This window comes from Hwangdonia lutea, assembly GCF_032814565.1.
GTDB lineage: Bacteria > Bacteroidota > Bacteroidia > Flavobacteriales > Flavobacteriaceae > Hwangdonia > Hwangdonia lutea.
In genome coordinates this window covers 1,933,281-1,958,826 of sequence record NZ_CP136521.1, presented here as the reverse complement: position 1 = coordinate 1,958,826, position 25,546 = coordinate 1,933,281, and the positions used below count along the sequence as shown (strand labels likewise).

The window sequence follows — 25,546 nt, the reverse complement described above, 5'->3', positions numbered from 1 at the left end:
ACTAAAAACCATAACTAATGAAAACTATTAAACTACTGTTTTTTGTTTTTGCATCGGTTGCAGTAATGTACTCCTGCAAGAACGATACGAAACAAACCTCAACGAACTCGACGGCGACATCAACTGAAAGTGCACCTGAAGACCGTACAGGACAAGCTTTTATTGAAGATGACGGATCTACACCAAATATCTTGCAAATAGCCATTGGTTCTGAAGACCATTCTACATTAGTTGCAGCCGTACAAGCAGCCCAATTAGAAAACGCCTTGGTAAACGCAGGTCCACTAATGGTTTTTGCACCTACTAATGAAGCCTTTGCAGCTTTACCTGAAGGCACCGTTGAAAACTTGTTAAAACCTGAAAACAAAGATGCTTTAGCTAATATTTTAAAGTTCCATGTTACACCAGGAAATTACTCTAAGGACTTTTTGAAGAAGTTTAAAAAACTAGGACAAGCCAACAACGGCTATGTAAAAGTTGAAGTTGTAGACGGAGAACCTCTTATTGGTGGCGCAAAAATAATAGCTAGTGTGCCAGCAGGAAACGGAATAATACATGTCGTTGACAAGGTATTATTACCACCAACAGAATAATAAAAAAATCACTAATCAAATACTAAATAACAATGAAAAAAATATTAAAAATAAGCGTTGCAGCTTTATGTGTTTTAGTAGCATTTACAAGCTGTAATAACTCGGGAAAATCAGGTGGAAAATCTGGTGCCTTAGCAAGTAATATTGCTGAAAAAGTATATGTTGCACCTGGTGAGCACGATTCGCACTACGCCTTTATATCTGGAGGTTACAGTGGTAACCTTACGGTTTACGGACTACCTTCTGGACGACTATTTAAGGAAATTCCGGTGTTTTCACAATTTCCAACAAACGGTTACGGATATTCTGAAGAATCGAAGCCTATGTTAGAAACCTCTTATGGTTTTATTCCATGGGACGATTCGCATCACCCAGACATTTCTCAAACCAATGGTGTTTTGGATGGTCGTTGGGTATTTATCAACGGAAACAACACACCTCGTATTGCTAGAGTTGGATTGAGATCGTTTGAAACAGAAGAAATTATTGAAATTCCAAATAGTGCCGGTAATCACAGTTCATCTTTTATCACAGAAAACACGGAATATGTGGTTGCAGGAACACGTTTTTCAGTACCCGTTCCGCAAAGAGACATGCCTATTAAAGACTATAAAGGAAACTTTAAAGGGGCTTTAACTTTTATTTCTGTTGATCCAGAGCACGGACACATGGATATTAAATTCCAAGTTTTAATGCCCGGATTTAACTACGATTTATCACACCCCGGACGTGGAAAATCCCATGGATGGTTCTTCTTTACAACCTACAACACCGAAGAGGCAAGTACTTTATTAGAAGTTAACGCTTCTCAAAATGACAAAGATTTTATTGCAGCCATAAACTGGAAAAAAATTGAAGAGTATGTAAATAACGGTGGTGGTACCATGATGCCAGCAAACTATGCACACAACGTACTTGATGAAAACACACATGTAACCACGTCTACCCTTAAAAAGGAAGTGCGTGTTATTAACCCTTCTGAAGTTCCTGGAGCAATCTATTTATTACCAACACCAAAATCACCACATGGTTGTGACGTAGATCCTTCTGGAGAGTACATTGTAGGTAACGGTAAATTATCGGCTAACTTAACCGTGCATTCATTTACAAAAATGCTAGATGCTATTGAGAACGAAAAATTTGCAGGTGATGCTTATGGCATTCCAGTTTTAAATTTCGAAGATGTTTTAGCTGGTTCGGTAGAACAACCAGGATTAGGCCCATTACATACAGAATTTGATGGCAAAGGAAATGCTTATACCACGTTCTTTATTTCTTCGGAAGTTGTAAAATGGAAATTAGGCACATGGGAAGTTATCGACAGAAAACCAACCTACTACTCTGTTGGTCACTTAACTATTCCAGGTGGAAACTCAAGAGAACCTTTTGGTAAATACATGTTCGCGATGAACAAAATCACCAAAGACCGTTATTTACCAGTTGGCCCAGAAATGGAGCACTCAGCACAATTGTATGATATTTCGGGGGAAAAAATGGAGCTGCTTTTAGATTTCCCAACACATGGTGAGCCACATTATGCTGCCGCTATTCCAGCTGAAATTATTAAAGAAAACTCACTAAAATTCTATAAGCTTGCCGATAATAAACATCCGCGTAAAGCTACTAACGAAAGTGAAACCAAAGTGGTTAGAGACGGTAAAAACGTGCATGTTTACATGACATTAATCCGTAGCCACTTTACACCGGATAATATTGAAGGCATCAAAGTGGGCGACAAGGTATTTTTCCATGTTACCAACTTAGAGCAGGATTTTGATGTACCGCACGGTTTCGCCATGATTGGTGCTAATAATGCTGAATTGTTAATTGCTCCTGGGCAAACCAGAACTTTAACATGGGAACCAAAACAAGTTGGTGTTTGGCCATTCTATTGTACCGATTTCTGTTCGGCACTGCACCAAGAAATGCAAGGATATGTTCGCGTGTCTCCAGCTAATAGCAATGTACCTTTAAAATGGTCGTTAGGAGAAGATATTGAATAAAAATTAGAGAAATTTTGTTTTAGTGTTTATTTCTCTAAATAAGGCGAGGGTTGATTTTTCGCTCTCGCCTTTCTTTTTAAAAACACTATAATCTGTTAACACAGAAACCTCACTCAACCCAATAACTATCAATTTATAATATTATGAAAAAGGCTGGCATAATAATGATTATAGGATCATTACTGTTATTAGGACTTTTTAAATTTCCTTTATGGAATATCATGCTTGGTGCCCCACAATATCCAGATCCACTTGGTATGAATATTTATATTGATGGCATTCAAGGTGTCGAAGAGTTCGATTTGCAAAACATTGATGGATTAAACCACTATATTGGCATGAAAACGATTCCTAAAGCAGACGAAATGTGGGAGTTCGCCGTATTTCCTAAAGTTATTTTAGGCATGGCCATATTGGGTGTTGTTATTGGTTTATTAGGTTTCTTCAAAAAAATAAGCTACAAATTTTTCTTGGGCTGGTTTGTACTGATGTCTGTATTAGGAATTTTGGGCATGTACGATTTTAACAACTGGCTAATCGATTACGGTAGCAACCTAGACCCAAATGCCATTTTAAAATTAAATAATCCAGATGGCACGCCCATGACTTACAAACCACCACTATTTGGATTTCAAAAACTATTAAATTTTGATGTTACCTCGTTGCCACATACGGGCGGTTATCTTATGTTTGTGGGAATGACATTAACACTTGTTGCGTTCTGGTTAGGCCGAAAAACAAGCTTAAAAAAAGCAACGCAATAACACAGCATTTTTAAAACACTAAAATTATGCAAACACTAAAACACTATTCAATTCTTGCATTAATACTGATATGCTTCAGTTGCGATGTAAAACCAAAAAAAATAAACTACGGAAGCGATGGTTGCCATTTTTGTAAAATGACTATTGTTGATAAAGTACACGCCGCAGAAATTGTAACCAAAAAAGGCAAGGTATATATGTTTGATGCCACAGAATGCATGATTAATTTTATGGATGAATTCGACACGTCTGAAATTAAGCTATACCTATCAAACAACTACACAGAACCCGAAGCTTTAATTGATGCTACAAAAGCCACTTTTTTAATTAGCGAAAACATCCCAAGTCCAATGGGTGCTTTTTTATCGGCTTTTAAAAATAAAGCTGACGCTGAAAAAACACAGGCCGAAAAAGGAGGCGATTTGTATACCTGGGCCGAATTACTAGCAAAATTTAAAGACTAGTACCATGAAACATTTCATCGTTTTTTTATCCGCCATGTTCATGGCTAACCTAACTATGGCAAAAACTATCGAGGTTTGCGGCAGTTGCAGTATTTCTACTTTAAAAGAAGGTATTGCACAGGCCAAAGATTTTGATACCATTATAGTTAAAAAAGGTACTTACAAAGAGCACAACATTAAAGTAGACAAACCGTTAACCATTATTGGCGAAAATTACCCAGTAATTGATGGCGAAGCCAAAGGTGAAATCATCACCATTACGGCCGATAATGTTACGGTTGATGGCTTGTTTATTATAAACGTTGGCACAAGTTATACTGAAGATTATGCTGCGATCCGTGTAAAAAACAGCAAAAACTTTACCATTCAAAATTTAGTTTTAGAAAAACTTTTCTTTGGTATTTATATTGAAAGATCAAGAGATGGTAAAGTGTTCCATAACAAAATAGTTGGCGATGCTGTTGAAGAATATAACTCGGGCAATGGCATACAGTTGTGGTACAGCAAAAATGTGGCCATCGAACACAATTTTGTGCAACACGTAAGAGACGGCATCTATTTAGAATTTTCAGATTTTTGCACCATCAAAAACAACGTCAGCTCGTTAAATGTACGCTATGGTTTGCATTTTATGTTTTCTAATGACGATATGTATCAAGACAATATTTTTGAAAACAACGGTGCCGGAGTGGCCGTTATGTTTTCAAAAAGAATAAAAATGTACAATAACATTTTTAAAGAAAATTGGGGTACCGCATCGTATGGCTTACTTCTAAAAGAGATAAACGATGCCGAAATACAGGGCAACACCTTTAAAGATAACACCATAGGCATTAATGTTGAAGGCTCGAACAGAATCGATTATATAAACAATAACTTTATAAGCAATGGTTGGGCGTTAAAAGTTCGTGGCGCTTGCTACACCAATCACTTTAAAAGTAACAATTTCTTGTATAATTCTTTTGATGTTTCTTATAATAGCAAAATTAACGATAACCGTTTTGAATCAAATTTTTGGAGCAATTACACGGGCTACGATTTAGATAAAGACGGTATTGGAGATGTACCCTACAGACCCGTAAAACTGTTTTCATATATTGTAAACAGAACACCAGAAACCATTATTTTACTGCGTAGTTTGTTTATAGATATTATTGATTTTTCCGAAAAAGTATCCCCTGTTTTTACACCAGATAATTTACTGGACAACAAACCTAAAATGAAAAAAATAACATGGTAAGCATTCAAAATTTACATAAAAAATTCGGCAAAAACCAAGTTTTAAGCGCGCTTGATTTAGAGATTAGCGAAGGCGGTATTTTTGCTGTTCTGGGTCCTAATGGCTCTGGTAAAACCACATTGATAAAATCTATTTTGGGCATGGTTATACCCAATAAAGGCAACATATCTGTACTTGGAGAAAACGTGAGTCGACATTCAGATTACAGACATAAAATTGATTATTTACCGCAAATTGCCAATTTTCCGAGTAATTTAAAAGTAAAGGAATTAATTAAAATGATTAAAGATTTGCGCAAACACACCGATGAAGATGCGCGTTTAATTAAACTCTTCAAATTAGAACCGTTTTTAGATAAAAAACTGGGCACCCTTTCCGGAGGCACAAAACAAAAAGTAAACCTCGTGTTAACCTTTATGTTTGATAGTCCGTTGATTATTTTAGACGAACCCACAACGGGCTTAGACCCCATTTCTCTTATCCGATTAAAAAATTTAATTCAAGTAGAAAAAGCCAAGGGAAAAACCATTTTAATAACCTCGCACATTATGAGTTTTGTTGAAGAAGTCTCCGATGAAATCGTGTTTTTATTAGAAGGTAAAATTTACTTTAAAGGCAGTATTTCAGAATTAAAAAACAAGACCAATCAACCCGATTTCGAACACGCAATCGCATCAATACTTTCAGAAAATCATGCTTAAAATATTAAAATATAGTTTTTACGATCTCATGCGCAGCCGCTGGAGTTACGTTTATTTTGCATTCTATTTAATGCTGGGTATTGTACTCCTGTTTTTAAACAACGATCTTTCAAAAGCTGTCATTACTTTAATGAATGTTATTATTGTTTTAGTACCATTAATCGGCACAATTTTTGGCGTGATGTACTACTACAATTCCAAAGAATTTACCGAACTTTTATTGGCACAACCCTTAAAACGTTCATCGATATTTTTAGGGCAATATTTAGGTGTGGCCCTATCACTTTCTATGAGCTTAATTTTAGGATTGGGCATCCCGTTTGTGTTTTACGGTTTGTTTGAAAGTAGTGCCATTTGGGATTTTTCACTACTACTCATCACAGGCGCTTTTTTAACTTTAATATTTACGGCATTGGCTTTTAACATCGCCCTATCAAACGAAAATAAAATTAAAGGTTTTGGTTACGCCATTTTATTATGGTTGTTTTTAGCGGTGATTTACGATGGGCTGTTTTTAATGACTTTAATTATGTTTGAAGATTATCCGTTAGACAAATTATCGTTGGTGGGCACCATGCTCAATCCCATCGATTTATCAAGAACACTCATTCTTTTAAAACTAGATATTTCGGCATTATTAGGTTATACGGGTGCTGTTTTTAAGCAATTCTTTGGCACTAATTTCGGATTGATTATATCGACAATAATGCTAACGGCTTGGGTGGTTTTTCCGGTGCTGAGAATTATATTCAAATCGAAAAAGAAAGATTTTTAAAGCAAAATAAAATTTATACTTATGAAAACAAAAGCCTTAACCATAGTACTCATTTTAATTACCACAATAAGTTGTAAAAATGAAACGAAAACTGAAGCTATGTCCGGAGTCGACAATTTAGAGCTAACTTTAAATAACGGTGAAAAGTGGATTGCAAACGTAGAAACCGATAAAGGCGTTAAAAGCATGGATTCTATAATCGCGGTTTTTAAAAAAGAAAAAGACAAGGACTATAATACTTTAGGTGAAAACCTCTCGAAACAAACCAGTTATATTATTAAAAACTGCACCATGGAAGGCGAATCACACGACCAATTGCATGTGGTTTTGGTGCCAATGCTCGATGAAATTTCAGCCTTAAAAGAATCAAATAATACGGCAAACCCCGAAGCATCTTTAGTGAATTTAGAGCAACTCATCGATGCTTATTTTAGCCATTTTAAACTATAATTTAATTTATCGCCAAAATTCATCAACCAGATTATCCTCGAATTTTTCCGGTTGATGAATTTTTTCAATATGACGCATTTGTGCTTCGGTCGCTATTTTCTGAATTTCAGGAAACAGAACACGTTCTTCAAAGCGTATGTGTTTTTCCAATTCTTCTTCTATATTACTTAACGTTTTAGCATCATTTTCAGTTTCAGCAAATAATCGTTTTATGCGCCTGTGATCTGCCAATGCTGTTTTTATCAATTCATTATCCTGCTCCAATAGGGGGAAAATATGAGCTTCTTCCATATCAAAATGCGGAATTAAATGTTGTTTAAAAAACCAATCGGCATATGCCCTAATGCGCTTTGGCTCAATATTTTTACTAAACCCAGAGCGTATTTTCCAAGATAAAAGCAACCCGTGATGATGCTCTCTGCTTAAGGGTTGCAATGCTTTATGTCGTTTTTGCGGTTTGTGTTGCATAATTTTTTTGAGTTATAATATTAAATAATATAAAACCAATTCCTAAGGGTAATAATATACTAAAAAGAAAAAGCAATAGGTAGTAATTTGGTACTAATCCGTTTCCGAAGTAAAACATAACACCCTGAATTGTAAGTAATAATTCTGTTAAAACAAATCCAGAAATAAAAGTATAAATGCCTATATACAGGCTTTTGCTCTGCCTTACCAATGGGCTTTGTAAAATAAATAAAAACAAAAACCCCGTAATAACACCAAGCATTAAAAGATGAATAAACCCAACAACCAAGTTGCGGTGCGTATAAACAATTTGCGAAAACTCGGGAAACAACGCTAATAATTGTAGACTAATCTTTAAAACAAAGCAACATATTGAAAACCAATATAAATGAGTAACGAGTTTTGGCCGCTGTTTTAATACCGTTGAAAATTTTGGTTGTATCAATTTTAAAAAGTAGTACCCCATTACTAGCTGCATTATAGTGCCTAATCCGTTACAATAAAGCAGCAAATTATGAGGCGCAAACCATTGGATTGGCAAGGCTAAAGTAAGTACCGTTGATGCCACCAATAGCTTGAAAAATCGCCTAAACAGTTTTGAGTTTTCAACCCGAAAAAAATGAAAAAACACAGCAATTACGGCTATTAAAAACCAGCCGTTAAACTGAAAATGCAAAAAGAATTGGATGGCAATTTGATAGAATGCAGAGGCTTGCCCAAGCATGGAAACTGCAGGCCCTAAACACCATACGCCAATGGTGGATAGTACCATAAAAACCAACGCCGTTTTAAGTAAGTACTGCGTTACTACGGATGCGGTTTTTTGATGTTTCCAAACCAAGTACACAAAATAATAACTGCACAAAATGTGTAAGGTTGAAAAGGTAATGGAAACCGCGGCATAGCCTTGAAACGGAAAACTTAAAAGCATACCAATAACCGCAATTTCGGTAACCCAAAACAAGCGTGTAAAAACGGTTTTTTTATCAGGAATAAAATAATGAACAATTAACACAAACAGCATTAAATATACCCAACCTAACATAGCCACATGCGAATGTGCGTGTGTTAAAAAACGATAGTTTAAGCCAATATCTCCCACAAAAGCGTAGCGTAAAGCCAAACCCAATAAGGCAGCAATTAAAAAATTAACCAAACATACCACAGTAAGTTTTTTAACCATTTTTGGCGTTTTGTTTTTGCGATTTAAAATTACCAAAATAAAATGCTTTTCTACTTCTAAAATAATTTTAAACAAAAATCCTGGAATGTTTTAGGGAAAACGCTCCAGGATTTTCAAATAGACCTAAGTCACTTTTAAAGCTTGCTATTAATTAAATTGTTGTTCTAGCTTTATCGCCTTAGGGAATAGAATATTGTTTTCTAAATGGATGTGTAGGTGTAAATCTTGTTCAAATTCCTGAAGCATCGCATAAGTTACCCGATAAGTATTGCACGCATCTGCAGGTGGGTTATAATCATTTGTTAATGCTGCAATTTCTCTAAAACGCTCGCCTTCGTTATCGTGTTCTTGCATCATCATTGCAATAGGGTTTTCAACCGTTCCAAATTGTGGCGATTGTACAGCGCCTTGGTTTAATGTTGCCGACACCATCTTCTTAACAAAAGGAAACAATATAAGCTCCTCTTTTTTCATGTGGGCGGCCAACTCGCCTGCCGATGCTGTAAACAGCTCGTTTATCTTAAATAATTCCGGATGACGCTCGCCATGAACGCGACATAATTTATCTAAAAACTGACGTAATACTGGAATTTTTTCTTCAACATAACGGTGGTGTCTTTTTTCGATATAATCAATCAATAAATCTAAAGGCCACGATTTGTAATCAATTGATTCGCCTCCTTTATTGTTTAAAACGCTGTGTAACTCATCTAATAAAACGTTGCTATCAATTCCCTTTTTTTCGCACGCCTCTTGAATACTTCTGTTGCCGTTGCAGCAAAAATCTATTTTGTATTTCGAAAAAACAGCTGCTGTTCTATAATCTTCGGCTACAAATTGCCCTATTTGTTTTTCTGAATCTTTTTGTAATGTTACCATGATTAATTGTTTATTTCGGATAATTTTATCCTATTTATATTCAAATTTTTTTAAATCTTTAAAAATGAAGCACCCGATTTTATATTAAGTGCCAATTCCTCTAAACTTGTGTTTTCCAACATGTGCTTTAAACTGTCCCTAATGGCTTTAAACTTATCGTGAACCGGACACGGATGTGCTTCGTCGCACTTATGCAAACCCAAGCCACAACCATTATAAATGGAGTCGCCATCAATGGCTTTTACAATTTGGTTAAGTTTAATGGTTGCAATTTTATCTCTGCTAATCTCGAAACCCCCATAAGCTCCTTTTATAGAGTTTATTATATCGTGCTTTACCAAAGCTTGTAAAATTTTAGCTGTAAATGCTTGTGGCGAATCTATTTCCATTGCAATTTCTTTAGGGCTAACGCGTTTACCTTCAAAAGAATTGGTTGCAATAAAAATGGATGCTTTTATACCATATTCGCAAGCTTTAGAAAACATATTACTCTTTTTATTTGATGCAAATATATAGCATTATTTTAATTAGGACAAATTTATCTTAATTAAAATTTATTTTTATACCACACTTTTTGCCATTCGCGTTTTAAGATTAAAAACGACACGGCTTCAGATAGTTTTAGAATATCTTCACCATCCAAGGCTTTTACTTGTTTTTCTGAAACATCAATAATGTAAAGTAGGTTTAAATACGCCGTAAATTTTTCTTGAATAAGCTTATAAACGGTTTCGTGAAGTAATAGTTTTAAGCTTGAAGGCAAAATATCTTCGTGAAAATCTAAATCGATATTGGCCAGTAAAAAATCTTTGTTAAGCTGTTTTATCAATTTATGATACAAATCGGATTGATTAGCTTCTTCAATTAATGCATCAAACGTTGTTGGTAATTGCATAAGGCAGGTTTTCTCCCACTGTTTATTGGGATTCACGGAAATGAAAAAAATTATTATTTAAACATTCCTGTTCATTAAACTCATTCCAAAGTTTTTTAAAAGTTCTTTTTTATCATCAGAAATATGTAGTGATTCCAAAACCAAAAAAGCTTTTTTCGTGTAATCTTCAATGGCTATTTTTGTGGCTTGGGCAGAACCTGTCGAATTAAAAATTTCTTTTACAAGCGCTACTTTATTTTCAGCTGCATCGGTATTCGTTGCAAATAATTGTTGTAATGCTGCCCTTTCCGTTTCATTTGAAAACTCAAGCGCTTTAATATACAAATAGGTTTTTTTGTTAACAATAATATCGCCACCCACTTGTTTACCAAAAGTTTCAGGGTTGCCAAAAGCATCTAAATAGTCGTCTTGCAATTGAAAAGCGATACCTAAATTTTTACCAAACTCGTAAATGTTATCCTGATCTTCCGCGGAAGCGTTTGCAACAATAGCGCCCATTTTCATGGCGGCGCCAACCAAAACAGCGGTTTTGTATTCAATCATTTTTAAATAGGCTGCAACCGTTACATCGTCTCTGGTTTCAAAATCAATATCGTATTGTTGACCCTCACAAACCTCTAAAGCCGTTTTACTGAACAATTGTGCCAAAGCTTGAAAAATGTTGGCTTCGTAGTTTTCAAAAAGTTGGTACGCCATAATCAACATGGCATCGCCCGAGAGAATGCCTGTGTTTATATCCCACTTTTCGTGTACTGTTTTTTGTCCGCGTCGCAAGGGCGCATCGTCCATAATATCGTCGTGTACCAAAGAAAAATTATGAAACACTTCAATGCTTAAAGCTGCGGGCAATGCTTTTTTAAAATCGTTGCTAAAAATATCGGCTGTCATCAAGGTTAAAACCGGACGCAATCTTTTGCCCCCTAAATTTAGAATATACTTAATGGGATTGTATAATGTTTGGGGTTCTTTTTCCGTTGAGTAATTATCTAAAAACCCAACAAACTCTGTTCTGTATTTTTCTATAAGATGCATCGCGCAAAAATAGCGTAATTCATCATAATTAAAAATTTGCATGCCTAAGGATGTGTTAAAAAACACTAAAACTTTGGAAACTTTTTTGGTTTTTAAAGTTTCCTATTGTAGTTTTGCCTCCTATTATGAGAGAAAAAATATTATTAGGCGCAACGGATTTGTTTTTAAACTACGGGTTTAAAAGCGTAACCATGGACGATATCGCCAATGCTTTAGGCGTATCTAAAAAAACCATTTATCAACATTTTGACAATAAAACAAAACTGGTTGAGGCCACTACCCTCAACTTATTTCATTCTATCTCTTGCGGTATTGATCATATTTGCTCGTTAGATAAAAACCCAATAGAAGAAATTTATAGCATTAAAAAGTTTGTAATGGAGCATTTAAAGGATGAAAAATCGTCTCCCCAATACCAGTTACAAAAATACTACCCCAAAATATTTAATGCGCTAAAAGATCAACAGTTTGAATTAATGCAAACTTGTGTTGTTAGCAACCTAAACAAGGGCATAAATCAAGGCTTATACAGAGACACTATTCATGTAGATTTTATAGCACGATTGTATTTTAACACCATGGTAGCCATTAAAGACAAGGATTTATTTCCGCTTAAAACCTTTTCAATGGATATGCTTATGGACAATTATTTAGAATACCATTTACGGGGCATTTGCACAACAAAAGGGCTCGATATATTAAACCAATTTATAACATCAAATCAATCATCAAAATGAAAAGCAAACTTATAATTATTTTTAGTTTATGCTGTTCTATCACCCTGTTTTCACAAGAAAATACACTTAGTTTTTCGTTGCAAGAAGCAATAGATTATGCCCTTGAAAACAACAGAACCTCTAAAATCGCAACACTGGATATTGAAGCCGCTAAAAAACAAAAATGGGAAACCACCACAATTGGGTTGCCGCAAATAAGTGCCAATATAGATTACAACAATTGGCTTAAACAGCAAGTATCTTTAATTCCAGCGGAGTTTTTTGGCGGTAATGTAGGTGAGTTTGCCGAGGTTGCTTTTGGCACAAAACAAACCATGAACGGTACCGTGATTTTAGAACAGTTAATTTTTGATGGCTCTTATTTAGTTGGACTCCAATCGGCGAAAGTGTTTTTAGAAATTTCGAAAAACGCTAAAGAAAAAACCGATTTAGAAGTTAGAAAAGCCGTTATTAATGCCTACGGAAATGTACTTCTTGCCGAAGAAAGTGTAACCATTTTAGAACGGAATATTGCCGTTTTAAAGAAAAACTTGAATGAAACCACAAAAATTTACGAAAACGGATTGGGAGACGAAGAAAGTGTTGAGCAATTGCAAATCACACTTTCTAGTATAGAAAGCCAATTAAACAACACCTCGCGTTTAAAAACCCTAGCGTATCAAATGCTGAACACAACCTTGGGTACCGGATTAAATACCAACACCATATTAACTGATAATTTACAAACCCTAACGGCTCAAAACATTGTTTTGGAATTGCTTAACGCTGAAGAAAATATTGAAAACACAGTTGATTTTAAAATTTCTAAAAACGATGAAAAAGCAAAAGAACTGCTTGTTAAATTAGAGCAAAGTAAAGCCTTACCCACTTTAAGAGGTTTTGTTAACGCGGGCTATGCCGGTAATAATCAGGATTTCGATTTTTTAAAACGTGACCAAAAGTGGTTTGGTTCATCGTTATTAGGTGTAAGCATGAACATTCCTGTTTTTAGTTCAGGCCGAAGAAGTGCCGCAACGCAACGTGCCAAAATAAATCTTGAAATAGCCAAAGAAACACTCACCGAAACCGAGCAAAAAATAAAGCTTCAAATAGCATCGGCAAAAAGCGATTACCAATTTGCGATTGAAGATTACGACAATAAAAAACAAAATTTAAACCTCGCCGAACGTATCGAACAAAAAAACCAAACCAAGTTTTTTGAAGGTATTGCCACCAGTTTCGAATTAAGGCAAGCGCAAACCCAACTATACACGGCACAACAAGAATTTTTACAAGCCATGCTTGATGTCATCAATAAAAAAGCAGCACTTGAAACAGCATTAAATCAAATATAACAATCAATCAAAAAAAAAAAAACACTAAACCATGAAATATATCTATTCATTTCTCATCGTTACGCTGCTTATAACTTCTTGTGGAGAAGGTAAAAAGCAATCTGTTGAAAAAGCCATCGAATCCGGAGACTTAGAGACCATGCGCTTAAAACGTGCCGAAATTGTTGCCCAACAACAAAAAATGGCTACGCAATTAAAACAATTAGACGATAAAATTGCGGTATTGGACACCACAAAAAAAATCCCTCTAATTACAACTTTTAAAGCCAAACACCGTGTATTTACGCATTATTTAGAGTTACAAGGTAGCGTAAACACCAAAAAACTTTTATTACTATATCCCGAATACAGCGGTATTCTTACCAACGTTTTTGTAAAAGAAGGCCAATGGGTTAACAAAGGTCAAACATTAGCTAAAATTGATGATGGCGGATTGAACCAACAATTGGCCCAAGCCGAAATTCAAACCGCTTTATCCAAAACAACTTTCGAGCGTCAAGAGCGTTTATGGAAGCAAAAAATTGGTAGCGAAATTCAATATCTACAAGCAAAATCTAATTACGAAGCGCAGGCGAAAGCCGTAAAGCAAATTAAACAACAATTAGCTAAAACCGTGGTGCGAGCACCATTTTCTGGAACTATAGACGATGTTATGACCGAACAAGGAAGTGTAGTTGGCGCAGGCCAAACACCATTGATGCGCATTGTAAATCTCGACGATATGTATATTGAAACCGATGTACCCGAAAGTTACATAACCAATGTTACGGTAAACAAAAATGTAAAAGTAGAATTCCCAGTTTTAGGTAAAGTTATTGATACCAAAATAAGACAAGCAGGAAACTTTATAAATCCTGCAAACCGCACATTTAAAATAGAAGTGGCAGTGCCCAATAAGGATAAAAGCATAAAACCCAATTTAACTGCCAAACTTAAAATTAACGATTATACCAACGAGAATGCTTTATTAATTCCGTTAAGTATTATTTCAGAAAACGCCAATGGCGACCAATACATTTATGTGGTAAATAATAAAAATGAAAAAAATGAAGGTGTTGCCGAACGTGTAATTATTGAAACTGGCAAAACCCAAGGCGATGTTATTGAAATTCTATCAGGTATAAACGATGGTAGTGAAATTGTTGACGAAGGTGCACGAAGCGTAAAAGACGGACAGGAAGTTAAAATTATAGACATTAAATAATCTTTACTTTCTTATAATACCTTTTGATTGCTTCAAAGGAGACAAAAACACTAACGTCTAAAGACTAAAAACCAATGACTACAGACAAAAAAAACAATAAAATAGATAAGGAGTTCGGGTTGTCATCATGGGCTATTAACAACAAAACCACCATGTATGTTTTAATTTTGCTTATTTTAATTTTAGGCGCCGGAGCCTATTTTAAAATGCCCAGGGAAAGTTTTCCTGAAGTTAAAGAAACTAAAATCTACATCAGTTCTATTTACCCCGGAAATACGGCTGAAGATATCGAAAAACTTATCACCGATCCCATTGAAGACCGCCTCAAAACAGTAAGTAATGTGGTTGAAATTACCTCAACATCGCAAGAAGACTACTCAATTGTAATTGTTGAATTTGATGAAAATATTTCGGTTGAAGCTGCAAAACAGAAAGTAAAAGACGAGGTAGACTCTGAAAAATCTGGTGAAGATTGGCCAACATTCAATAACGCCAAAGTAGAACCCAATGTGTTCGATTTGAGCATGTCTGAAGAAATACCCATTTTAAACATCAACATTTCGGGAGATTATCCGGTAGACAAATTAAAAGAATACGGCGAATATCTTGAAGATGAAATTGAAAGCCTACAGGAAATAAAGCAAGTCGATATTCGTGGCGCCCAAGACAAAGAAGTTGAAGTGGCTGTTGATATTTATAAAATGATGGCTGCACAAGTCAGTTTTGACGACATTATCAATACCATTAGCAGAGAAAACATGACCATGTCGGCCGGTAATTTAATCACAAGCGGGCAACGCCGTACCATAAGGATTATAGGCGAAATAAGCAACCCAAGCCAATTGGAAGATTTTGTTGTTAAGTCTGAAAACAACAATGCCATTTACTTAAAAGACGTGGCAACCATTACCTTTAAAGACGAAGATAAAACCACCTATGCCCGAGAGTTTGGCAACCCCGTTGTGATGCTCGATGTTAAAAAACGTGCCGGTAAAAACATGGTGGCTGCCGCAGAACAAATAGACGTTATGGTGAAAGAGGCCATAGAAAATGTTTTTCCGCCAGATTTAAAAGTATCTATTTCCAACGATCAATCATCAAAAACCATTGGTCAAGTAGACGATTTGGTTAATAATATCATATTTGGTATCATCCTCGTTGTTACCGTTTTAATGTTCTTTTTAGGATTTAAAAACGCCCTGTTTGTTGGGTTTGCCATTCCTATGTCCATGTTTATGTCGCTCATGATTTTAAATATGTTGGGCTACACCATGAACACCATGATTCTTTTCGGACTCATCATGGGGCTCGGTATGTTGGTTGATAACGGCATTGTGGTGGTAGAAAACGTGTACCGACTCATGTCTGAAGGCATGCCACGAATTGAAGCCGCAAAAAAAGGTATTGGCGAAATCGCTTTTCCTATTATCATCTCAACCGCAACAACCGTTGCAGCGTTTATTCCTTTAGGCTTATGGCCCGGGGTAATGGGTGAATTTATGATTTATTTCCCGGTTACACTATCGGTGGTACTAGGCTCATCGCTATTTGTTGCCATTTTCTTTAACTCGGTAATGGTTTCGCAATTTATGTCTACCGAAGACAAAAATATGCCCTTAAAACAAATCATTAAAATTTCAATCGTATTTGGTGTTGTCGGACTGTTAATTGTTTTGGTTGGTGGTAGCTACAGAGGCTTGGGCACCTTAATGTTGATTACTGTTTTAATGCTTTGGATTTATAGGTTGTTTTTAAGAAGATGGGCTAACAAATTTCAAAATAACACCTTACCAAAATGGGAGCGTATTTACGAAAAATCACTGCGCTATGCTTTAAGCGACAAAAAACCCGTTTTAATAACCGTTGCCACGGTAGTATTGCTCTTTATAGCGTTTATAGGCTTTGGCGCATCTGTTGGAAGCAAGCGTACAAAAGTCGAATTTTTTCCAGACAATACGCCCAATCAAATTATTGTTTACATTGAATATCCCGAAGGCACCGACATAAAAAAAACGAATGCCATCACCAAAGATATTGAAGAGCGTGTTTATAAAATTATAAACGATGAAGCTTACATGGATAACGGTTACAATTTTTTAACCGAAAGTGCCGTATCTCAAGTTGGTGAAGGCGCCGGAAACCCTATGACTGATGGAGGTTCTGCAGCAGAAATGCCCCATCGTGGTAAAATAACAGCCACTATGCGCGAATATAAATTTAGAAGAGGCGCAGATAGTAACGAGCTGCTTAAAAAAGTGCAAGAAGATTTAAAAGGCATTTATCCCGGTGTTGCCATTTCGGTAGAAAAGGATGTTGCAGGGCCTCCTGCCGGATATCCTATAAATTTAGAACTTAAAGGTGACGATTATTCCAAGCTTATCGCCACTGCCGAAAAAATGCGCGATTTTATCAACACAAAAAATATTCAAGGTATTGATGAATTAAAAATTGATGTCAATAAATCCAAACCCACCATGCAAGTTATTGTCGACAGAAAAAAAGCTGGTGAATTGGGCGTTAATGCCGGACAAGTGGGGCAGCAATTACGTAATTCTATATTTGGTTCCAAAGCAGGTATCTATAAAAAAGATGGTGAAGATTACGATATTTATGTGCGTTTTAATGAAGAAAACAGATACAATACGAGTGCCATATTTAATCAAAAAATAACCTTTAGGGATATGGCATCTGGCCAAATAAAGGAAATACCCGTTTCGGCTATCGCCAATCACAGCAACAGTTCTGGTTATAGCGCCATAAAACATAGAGATATTAATCGTGTGGTAACGCTTTACTCTGCCTTGGCACCAGGTTATGTTGATGCCGGAGCTATTGTAGCTCAAATTCAAAACGAAATGAAAAGTTTTACCGAAAAACCAGATGACGTAAAAATTGATTATACCGGACAAATTGAAGAACAGAAAAAGCAACAAGACTTTTTAAACGGCGCGTTTCTTACTGGATTGGGATTAATATTTTTCCTTTTAATATTCCAATTTAATTCGGTTTCAAAACCGGGAATAATAATGCTTGCCATATTTTTAAGCCTTATTGGTGTTTTTGGAGGTATTGTTATTACGGGCGCTTCGTTTGTAATAATGATGACCATGATGGGTATTATTTCGCTTGCTGGTATTGTGGTAAACAATGGTGTTGTTCTGCTCGATTACACCCAACTTTTAATAGACAGAAAGAAATTTGAACAAGGTTTAGAAGACAATCAATACCTTGCTAAAAACCAACTAATCGAAGTTATTGTAAAGGGTGGTAAGGCACGTTTACGCCCCGTTTTACTTACGGCCATTACAACCATTTTAGGATTAGTTCCACTAGCTTGGGGATGGAATATTAATTTCTTTACCTTAGTTAACGAGTTTGATGCTAATTTTTATATGGGTGGAGATAATGTTATTTTCTGGGGACCGTTGGCTAAAACCGTTATTTACGGTTTGTTGATCGCTACGTTTTTAACATTAATTGTTGTTCCTATTTTATTCTATTTAGTCACTACGTTTAAAATGTGGCTTTTTAAAGATAGGGTTTACACCAATGAAAACCTTATACTTCAAGAGGCTTTTAACGAAGAAAACCATATAAAAGAATAATTTTAATTGACGGCTAATATAATAAACAACAAAACTCCAGAGTTTCTTAATGGAAACTTTGGAGTATTTTTATTACCTAGATGTTTTAACTAAAGTCAGATTATTTAAAAAAAACCATATTTAATCTTTAGAGACAATGTATTGCTATTCCGAATCTGGTTTGTTATTTCTAAAAATTTTTGAATAAATAGGTTGTCATTCCTGCGAAGGCAGTAATCCACTTTTTGGTGCTAATGATGATGGATTCCGCATCAAGTGCGGAATGACAAAAAATCATCTTTATTACTACCGCCATTCGAAATCGCCATTTTCAACCGACCAATCGTTCCCAAAAAATCCTGCGCTCTTTACAGCTGGCATACCGTTTAAAAGTACTTCGTCATCAAAAAGCAAAACATCAGGAAATGTAGTACCGTTAACCAAATAATGGTTCATATAAGCGGCTTTCATGCCTTTGCTACCCGTTGCAGTAACTACACCAACACTGGCTGTATCGCTATCTTTTCTAGGTACAATAAAATACATGCCCCATTGGTTTCCAAATAACAGCTTGCCGTTGAAATTTACACCGTAATCCTTTACCTGTATCGGGCTGTCTTTTAAAAGTTTGTTCCACGCCAAATTATTATCAGCATTACCGTAAATCACCACATTTCTGTCGGCATATTTCTTTAGGGAAAAATCGACATCCTTAACCATTTCAATATGCCCGTTGGCACGATACCAAAACGTTTCTGCATCAAAACGCGCCCTGTTGTAATACCATTCATTTTCTTTAGGTGTGCCATTGGTAGCGTAAACAAAAACCACATTATTTCTAAACGCATCTTTAAAACCACCGTTTCTATGCGGACCTTTTTCTTTTAAACTGGGTGCTTTTGTTATTTGCCACGCATCATTCACTTTTTTAAAAAATACGCTTTTATCATTTTGAATTTTTATGGAGGTCCCATCAATTTCAATACTTGAATTATCGTCTTTTAATGCTGAAAAATCAACTTCAATCACCGCCACATTATCGGTATGTAATTTATAGCCATCCTCTTTTGAAAACTTAAAAGAACTCGTCTCAAAAGGTGTGTCCTGCTGATGAATGGTTATAAAATGTGAGGTAGCAGAAACCCCCGGCGAACCCGTGAAGAATTCATATTTTTTTATATCGGAAGCTTCCTTAATGGTACGTTGCTTAAAAAAACTGAAAATAGGCTCCCAATCCACACTATGGTTGCCATACCAATGTGTTCCGTCTGGATATTCGTAATACGTAAAATCCGGATGGAATTTACCCAAGCGCTCACGCATATCTCGGGCAATAGCCGTGGGCACCACATTATCAATTTCGCCGTGAAGCACATAAACACCGTGGTGCAAATAGTTACGAATAAGCTTTAAGGTTCTGCTGGGTGTTCCGGCTCGGTGGATTATGTTTTCCATAGCCGTTGGCACACGTTCTGCGGTGAGCCGTTCCAATATTTTTGGACTAATACCGAAGCGTTTTAGTTGCTCTTCGGTCATATTTAACATTCTGTTGGTAAATCCGTTGCGGTACAAAAGCAAATCCGGATAACCCGCACAAGGCGCGATAGCTGCAAACTTATCTGGGTAAGTGGCGCCTAAATACCAGGTACCATGACCGCCCATGGAGTGCCCCGTTAAATATATTTTTTTGCTGTTCGGTTTGTAAATATTTTTTGCATCTGCTAAAACTTCGAGCGCATCCAAACGTCCCCAATCTTCCCACGCAAAACCAATTGGACGACGATTGGTTGGCGCAATTAAATTACCCCAATCTTTTTTCTTGTAAGCATTGGCTTGATTTACAGCCTCGACCGAAGCCCCGTGCACCGATAAAAACAAGGCGCCGTCTTTTAAATTTTTATCGCTTGATGGCGCCACACTGTAATATTGAACACTGCCATCCACATTACTTTTAAGAGTGCGTTTATGATGGTTGTGCTTCGATTTTATTTCAATTTGAATGGTATTTGTGTTTATTAAGGTGCCGTTTTTTGCATGCAAACTTAATTTTAAATCGGCCTTTCCAAGTTGTTTACTATCGGCTACAGAAGCTATTTTAAAAGGTACTTTTTGAACGCTTAAAGGCGGAATATTTGGAATTTGATGTGATAACGAAACACCATTGATTTTGGAAGTAACCGTATGGTTTTCAACCCAGTTTTCAGAAGTATTTATGATTCTGATAGCGCCCAAATAGGTTTTGTCTTCTTCAACCAAAAGATCGGGCAAGGTCAAATCTCGGGTTGTGAATTGAACTGAGGTTTGAGGGTCAATTAATCGGGCTCTAATTCTAGGGAAGCGCCCTACTTTCAACACGAATTTATTTAATCCTTTTTTTAATTTTAACGGAATTAAATTCCAACCAAAATCGTAATGGTCACCCTCGTGCGGTAATCCATTTATTAAAACCAGCGAATGTCCGGAGGCTTCAAAAAGCACGGTTTTTTCCGAGTCCGACTGATAGCTTAAATACACATAGCTAGAGCGTAAACTCCTATCGTTAAAACTATTTGTGGTATCGGTCGCAATAGATTTCCAAAGTAACTGTTTGCCCGTAAAATCAATATCAAAAACATCATCGGTTTCTGGTTCGTAATTGGGTTGCATCAAAAACCGACTAAAAACCTGATCCTTGGGAAATGACGACGAATTAAACCTAAAATTCTGAAATTTTAAAGCTAATCCTGTTGTAAAAACATGCAAAAGTTTGCCTTCTTTAATGTCGTTTACTTTTTCTTTTCCAAAGTATTCAACAATATTTCCTGTTCGTTGTTGGGCTATTAAGGCTGATGATCCAATCATCAAAAACAATAGCACGACTCTAAATTTAATCTTGGTTAAATGCATTACAAATCGATTTTTATTTTTAGCTAACTACCTCCGAGCGGGCTCAAAAGGGATTCTATACGAAACCAGATGGATATTTTCGAAATAACTTCTGGGTATTCAATCTCAATTATCGAGTAAAATTACGCAATTCATTCCATCTAAAAACATTTTTCGACCAACAACAATAAGTCTCCAATAAAGAACTTTTTAATCCGTTAAAAAAGACGAATAAAATAGGTTGTGTACATGGTTATTTCTTTAAATTTGCACATCAATTTCACTAGCATGTACAGAAGTCATAATTGTGGCGAATTAAACGCCTCGCACATAAATACAGAAGTAACCCTTGCCGGTTGGGTACAAAAATCTCGAGACAAAGGATTTATAGTTTGGGTCGATTTACGCGACCGTTACGGCATTACGCAGTTGGTTTTTGATGAGGAACGTACCTCGAAAGACCTTTTAGAGCAAGCTCAAAATTTAGGCCGCGAGTTTGTTATTCAAGTTAAAGGAACCGTGATAGAGCGCGCCTCGAAAAACCCAAAAATGCCTACGGGTGATGTGGAGGTTTTAGTATCCGAATTGCGTGTTTTAAACGAATCTAAATTACCGCCGTTTACTATTGAAGATAAAACCGATGGCGGCGAAGATTTACGCATGAAATATCGTTATTTAGATATTCGACGTAACCCAGTAAAAGACAATTTAATTTTTAGAGCCAAAGTAACTCAGGAAGTTCGCAACTATCTATCAAAAGAAGGTTTTATAGAGGTTGAAACACCTTATTTAATAAAGTCAACTCCCGAAGGCGCGCGCGATTTTGTGGTGCCTAGCCGAATGAACGAAGGTGAATTTTACGCTTTACCGCAATCGCCTCAAACCTTTAAGCAACTGCTTATGGTTGGTGGCATGGACAAGTATTTTCAGATTGTAAAATGTTTTAGGGATGAAGATTTACGCGCCGACAGACAGCCAGAATTTACACAAATAGATTGTGAAATGGCATTTATTGATCAGGAGGATATTTTAAATGCTTTTGAAGGATTAACACGTCATTTGCTCAAAGAATTAAACGGTGTTGAGGTTGATAAGTTTCCACGATTACTGTACGATGATGCGATGCGTTTATACGGAAACGACAAACCCGATATCCGTTTCGGGATGGAATTTGGCGAGTTAAACGCTGTGGCACAACATAAAGATTTTAAAGTTTTCAATACGGCCGAACTGGTTGTTGGTATCGCCGTTCCCGGAGGAAACAGTTACACCAGAAAAGAAATCGATAAATTAATTGATTGGGTAAGGCGTCCGCAAGTTGGTGCTTTTGGTATGGTGTATTGCCGTTGTAACGATGATGGCTCTTATAAATCATCAGTCGATAAATTTTACAATCAAGACGATTTAGCAAAATGGGCTGAAGTAACCGGAGCAAAAGCGGGCGATTTAATATGTGTGCTTTCCGGTGAAACAAACAAGGTGCGTGCCCAATTAAGTGCGCTACGCATGGAATTGGCAGAACGTTTGGGCTTAAGAGACCCTAAAGTTTTTGCACCGCTTTGGGTAATCGATTTTCCACTGTTGGAATTAGACGAAGAAACAGGGCATTATCATGCGATGCACCATCCGTTTACATCGCCAAAACCTGGGCAGATAGAATTATTGGATTCTAAACCTGGCGAAGTTAAAGCCAATGCATACGATTTGGTTTTAAACGGCAATGAAATTGGCGGCGGCTCTATTCGTATTCACGATAAAGAAACCCAAGCCATTATGTTAAAACATTTAGGTTTTACCGAAGAAGAGGCCAAAGCGCAATTTGGGTTTTTAATGGATGCTTTTGAATACGGTGCACCACCACACGGCGGACTAGCCTTTGGCTTGGACCGGTTGGTTGCTATATTGGGCGGACAAGAAACCATTCGGGATTTTATCGCTTTCCCGAAAAACAACGCAGGTCGCGATGTTATGATTGATGCACCCGCACCAATTGACGATGAACAACTAAAAGAATTAAGTTTAAAACTTAATATAAAATCATAAGAATTAAAATCCTGCTCATTGCAGGATTTTTTAGTAGTTTTATAACATGCCAATACCCTATTTATTAAAGCGTATACATATTTGGAGGTATAAATATATATCTCCAAAAAATTTCGTTTTTATTCTTAGTGTTATTGTTGGCTTATTGGCTGGTTTAGCTGCCGTTATACTTAAAAATATAACGTATGCCATTCAAGCACTTTTAGAAAAAGGTATCGTTTTCTCAAAAAATCAGCTCTATTTTATTTTGCCCATTGTAGGCCTGTTTTTAGTCTTCCTTTTTAAACAGTATTTTTTTAAAAAAGCAATGAAACCCGCAACACCTGCTTTTATTAAAAGAGCTATTCCCTCGTTGCTATATTCGCTTTTAAGGCAAAAAGGATTACTGTCGTACAAATTAATATACCACCCCTTAATTATGGCGCCTTTAACGGTTGGTTTTGGTGGTTCGGTAGGACTGTTGGGACCCGCCATAACATCAGGCTCTGCAATAAGCTCCAACCTAAGTAGACTACTGCATATAGACCGAAAAACACGCACATTACTTATTGCTTGCGCTACATCTGGAGCTATGGCTTCCATGTTTAAATCGCCTATTGCCGCCATCGTTTTTGCTGTTGAGGTGTTTAGTCTCAATTTAACGTTCACATCATTATTACCATTATTAATTGCATCCATATCGTCTGTACTCACGTCTTATTTCTTTTTAGGCGACGAAGTGCTTTTCAATTTCGATTTAACTGATAAATTTACCATTAACGACACCCTGTTCTATATTGCATTGGGCGTAGGCACAGGAATAGCCTCCTTATATTTTACTAAAATATACTTTGCTATTTACACCTTTTTCGATCAATTTAAATCCCGATTAGTAAAAATGGTTGTTGGAGGAATCATTATAGGTGTCATGCTGTATTTTATTCCGCCTCTTTACGGTGAGGGTTTAAGTTTTATCAAAGATCTTTTTGATGGCAACCATTTGCATGCCCTGGGTTCCACTTTTTTTGATGATTATCTAGACAATATATGGGTGGTTATCGTTTTATTAATTGGCTTCACCCTGTTTAAAGCTGTTGCCATGACCACCACATTCGCTGCAGGTGGCGTTGGCGGTGTTATTGTACCAACCATGGTTATGGGAAGCGCTTTGGGTAATGTTGTGGCAAAAGTTATCAATAATATTGGAATGGGCTATCAAGTATCCGAATCCAACTTCACCTTAGTGGGAATGGCAGGACTCATTGCCGGTGTCATTCACGCGCCTTTAACGGCCATTTTTTTAATCGCTGAAATTACAGATGGGTACGAGCTGTTTATTCCATTAATGATTACGGTCGCCATTTCGTATATGATTACCAAAAATTACATGGAGCACACCATTTACACCAGAGAATTGGCAGAACGAGGCGATTTACTAACGCACGACAAAGATAAAAACGTGTTAACTCTAATGAAGTTAGACCATGTAATTGAACAAAACTTTGTGGAACTAAACCCAAATATGACCTTGGGCGTTATGCTACACAAAGGCGTTGCAAAATCCAGCAGAAACCTGTTTCCTGTTGTAGACGAACAAAAACGATTGGTGGGCATTATCCTTTTGGATAATATTAGGGACATTATGTTCGACCAAAGTTTGTATACCACAACCACCGTTGAAACCTTTATGCACTATCCGCCCGATTATATTGTATACGAAAAAGACAACATGCAAACCGTAATGAAAAAATTCCAAGATTCTGGCGCATGGAATTTACCGGTCATCAAAAACGGATGTTACTATGGTTTTGTATCAAAATCCAAATTATTAACCGCATACAGGCGCGAACTAATTAACAGCACAACCTAATGAAATATATCATCATTTTCTTTTTAGTCGTATCAATCGCATTAATAACAAGTGGTTTCCTTTTAGAAACCGCCTATTCGCAACAGCTAATTGGCTTCGGTGTTCTCGCCCTGTTTTTAATCGTGTTCCCGTTGTTTTCATACTACCGTTGGAAAGACAAAAAAATTCAAGATTACATGCTCACCAAAGAAAATCTTGACAAAATGCGCGAAAACCAACGCGATAAAAAGCATTAGTTTTTAAAATTATGTCACTTCGAGTGATTCCGATTTTTTATCGGAATTATATCGAGAAGTTGGGCGTTACCCTACCGATAACTATCGGGAGGGTCGGGCTTTCCGCTATATCTTTTTAAAGCGTCATTGCGAGGACGAAGGACGTGGCAATCTGTTAAACTTCAATTCTTATCCAAAATCAATTCTTTTTTTCCTTTAAAAAGGATGCCGCATCAATCCCTAACGCGAAGTCAGTCCGCAGTAGCCC

General features: G+C 36.5%; 22 protein-coding genes. 15 read left to right on the top strand and 7 right to left on the bottom strand.

What is annotated here, in order from left to right; all coding sequences use genetic code 11:
- The first annotated feature begins 17 nt into the window (after nt 1-17).
- The 8 genes from RNZ46_RS08465 to RNZ46_RS08430 all read left to right on the top strand — a co-directional run bounded on the left by RNZ46_RS08465 (nt 18) and on the right by RNZ46_RS08430 (nt 6,990).
- Entirely contained in the window at nt 18-593 is a 576-nt protein-coding gene (locus tag RNZ46_RS08465; RefSeq protein WP_316981781.1) for a fasciclin domain-containing protein, read from the top strand.
- 32 nt (nt 594-625) lie between these two features.
- Nucleotides 626-2,596, top strand: a complete 1,971-nt coding sequence (nosZ, locus tag RNZ46_RS08460) for a Sec-dependent nitrous-oxide reductase (protein WP_316981780.1) — start codon at nt 626-628, stop codon at nt 2,594-2,596.
- 143 nt (nt 2,597-2,739) lie between these two features.
- Nucleotides 2,740-3,360, top strand: a complete 621-nt coding sequence (locus tag RNZ46_RS08455; protein ID WP_316981779.1) for a hypothetical protein — start codon at nt 2,740-2,742, stop codon at nt 3,358-3,360.
- Between the two features lie 26 nt (nt 3,361-3,386).
- On the top strand, nt 3,387-3,824 hold the full coding sequence (locus tag RNZ46_RS08450) for a nitrous oxide reductase accessory protein NosL (RefSeq protein WP_316981778.1): 438 nt from the start codon (nt 3,387-3,389) through the stop codon (nt 3,822-3,824).
- Between the two features lie 4 nt (nt 3,825-3,828).
- Complete coding sequence (locus tag RNZ46_RS08445) at nt 3,829-5,064, top strand: nitrous oxide reductase family maturation protein NosD (RefSeq protein WP_316981777.1); 1,236 nt, start codon at nt 3,829-3,831, stop codon at nt 5,062-5,064.
- Nucleotides 5,058-5,765, top strand: a complete 708-nt coding sequence (locus tag RNZ46_RS08440) for an ABC transporter ATP-binding protein (RefSeq protein ID WP_316984943.1) — start codon at nt 5,058-5,060, stop codon at nt 5,763-5,765. Before RNZ46_RS08445 ends, RNZ46_RS08440 begins: the two co-directional genes overlap by 7 nt.
- Nucleotides 5,758-6,540 (top strand): ABC transporter permease, encoded by a 783-nt coding sequence (locus RNZ46_RS08435; RefSeq protein WP_316984942.1) that lies wholly within the window; start codon nt 5,758-5,760, stop codon nt 6,538-6,540. The genes RNZ46_RS08440 and RNZ46_RS08435 overlap by 8 nt, the downstream gene beginning before the upstream one ends.
- Nucleotides 6,541-6,561: 21 nt before the next feature.
- Nucleotides 6,562-6,990, top strand: coding sequence for a hypothetical protein (locus RNZ46_RS08430; protein ID WP_316984941.1), 429 nt, complete (start codon nt 6,562-6,564; stop codon nt 6,988-6,990).
- 6 nt (nt 6,991-6,996) lie between these two features.
- Here RNZ46_RS08430 and RNZ46_RS08425 read toward each other — a convergent pair whose 3' ends face one another.
- The 6 genes from RNZ46_RS08425 to RNZ46_RS08400 form a co-directional block, all read right to left on the bottom strand.
- Nucleotides 6,997-7,458, bottom strand: coding sequence for a hemerythrin domain-containing protein (locus RNZ46_RS08425; RefSeq protein WP_316984940.1), 462 nt, complete (start codon nt 7,456-7,458; stop codon nt 6,997-6,999).
- On the bottom strand, nt 7,430-8,641 hold the full coding sequence (locus tag RNZ46_RS08420; RefSeq protein WP_316984939.1) for a hypothetical protein: 1,212 nt from the start codon (nt 8,639-8,641) through the stop codon (nt 7,430-7,432). The genes RNZ46_RS08425 and RNZ46_RS08420 overlap by 29 nt, the downstream gene beginning before the upstream one ends.
- 147 nt (nt 8,642-8,788) lie before the next feature.
- Nucleotides 8,789-9,520, bottom strand: a complete 732-nt coding sequence (ric, locus tag RNZ46_RS08415) for an iron-sulfur cluster repair di-iron protein (RefSeq protein WP_316984938.1) — start codon at nt 9,518-9,520, stop codon at nt 8,789-8,791.
- Nucleotides 9,521-9,570: 50 nt separating this feature from the next.
- Nucleotides 9,571-10,005, bottom strand: coding sequence for an RrF2 family transcriptional regulator (locus RNZ46_RS08410; RefSeq protein WP_316984937.1), 435 nt, complete (start codon nt 10,003-10,005; stop codon nt 9,571-9,573).
- A 62-nt stretch (nt 10,006-10,067) separates the two neighbouring features.
- Entirely contained in the window at nt 10,068-10,415 is a 348-nt protein-coding gene (locus RNZ46_RS08405; protein WP_316984936.1) for a hypothetical protein, read from the bottom strand.
- 57 nt (nt 10,416-10,472) lie between these two features.
- Entirely contained in the window at nt 10,473-11,447 is a 975-nt protein-coding gene (locus tag RNZ46_RS08400) for a polyprenyl synthetase family protein (protein ID WP_316984977.1), read from the bottom strand.
- A gap of 125 nt (nt 11,448-11,572) precedes the next feature.
- On the opposite strand from RNZ46_RS08400, the gene RNZ46_RS08395 reads away from it, so the two are divergent.
- From RNZ46_RS08395 to RNZ46_RS08380, 4 genes are all read left to right on the top strand, one after another.
- The gene (locus tag RNZ46_RS08395; RefSeq protein ID WP_316984935.1) at nt 11,573-12,184 is read left to right on the top strand and encodes a TetR/AcrR family transcriptional regulator; all 612 of its coding nucleotides are present in this window, start codon (nt 11,573-11,575) and stop codon (nt 12,182-12,184) included.
- A complete protein-coding gene (locus RNZ46_RS08390; RefSeq protein ID WP_316984934.1) occupies nt 12,181-13,518 on the top strand; it encodes a TolC family protein in 1,338 nt (445 codons plus the stop codon). The genes RNZ46_RS08395 and RNZ46_RS08390 overlap by 4 nt, the downstream gene beginning before the upstream one ends.
- 31 nt (nt 13,519-13,549) lie before the next feature.
- Nucleotides 13,550-14,722, top strand: a complete 1,173-nt coding sequence (locus tag RNZ46_RS08385; RefSeq protein WP_316984933.1) for an efflux RND transporter periplasmic adaptor subunit — start codon at nt 13,550-13,552, stop codon at nt 14,720-14,722.
- Between the two features lie 74 nt (nt 14,723-14,796).
- Nucleotides 14,797-18,327: an efflux RND transporter permease subunit gene (locus tag RNZ46_RS08380; RefSeq protein ID WP_316984932.1), complete on the top strand. Its 3,531-nt coding sequence runs from the start codon at nt 14,797-14,799 to the stop codon at nt 18,325-18,327.
- Nucleotides 18,328-18,612: 285 nt separating this feature from the next.
- On the opposite strand, the gene RNZ46_RS08375 is transcribed toward RNZ46_RS08380, so the two are convergent.
- Nucleotides 18,613-21,192 (bottom strand): carboxylesterase family protein, encoded by a 2,580-nt coding sequence (locus RNZ46_RS08375; RefSeq protein WP_316984931.1) that lies wholly within the window; start codon nt 21,190-21,192, stop codon nt 18,613-18,615.
- A gap of 267 nt (nt 21,193-21,459) precedes the next feature.
- On the opposite strand from RNZ46_RS08375, the gene aspS reads away from it, so the two are divergent.
- From aspS to RNZ46_RS08360, 3 genes are read left to right on the top strand one after another with little or no spacing between them, the layout of a single operon-like run.
- On the top strand, nt 21,460-23,214 hold the full coding sequence (aspS, locus tag RNZ46_RS08370; protein ID WP_316984976.1) for an aspartate--tRNA ligase: 1,755 nt from the start codon (nt 21,460-21,462) through the stop codon (nt 23,212-23,214).
- Between the two features lie 46 nt (nt 23,215-23,260).
- The gene (locus RNZ46_RS08365; protein ID WP_316984930.1) at nt 23,261-25,063 is read left to right on the top strand and encodes a chloride channel protein; all 1,803 of its coding nucleotides are present in this window, start codon (nt 23,261-23,263) and stop codon (nt 25,061-25,063) included.
- Entirely contained in the window at nt 25,063-25,299 is a 237-nt protein-coding gene (locus RNZ46_RS08360; RefSeq protein WP_316984929.1) for a hypothetical protein, read from the top strand. Before RNZ46_RS08365 ends, RNZ46_RS08360 begins: the two co-directional genes overlap by 1 nt.
- Nucleotides 25,300-25,546 lie beyond the last annotated feature (247 nt).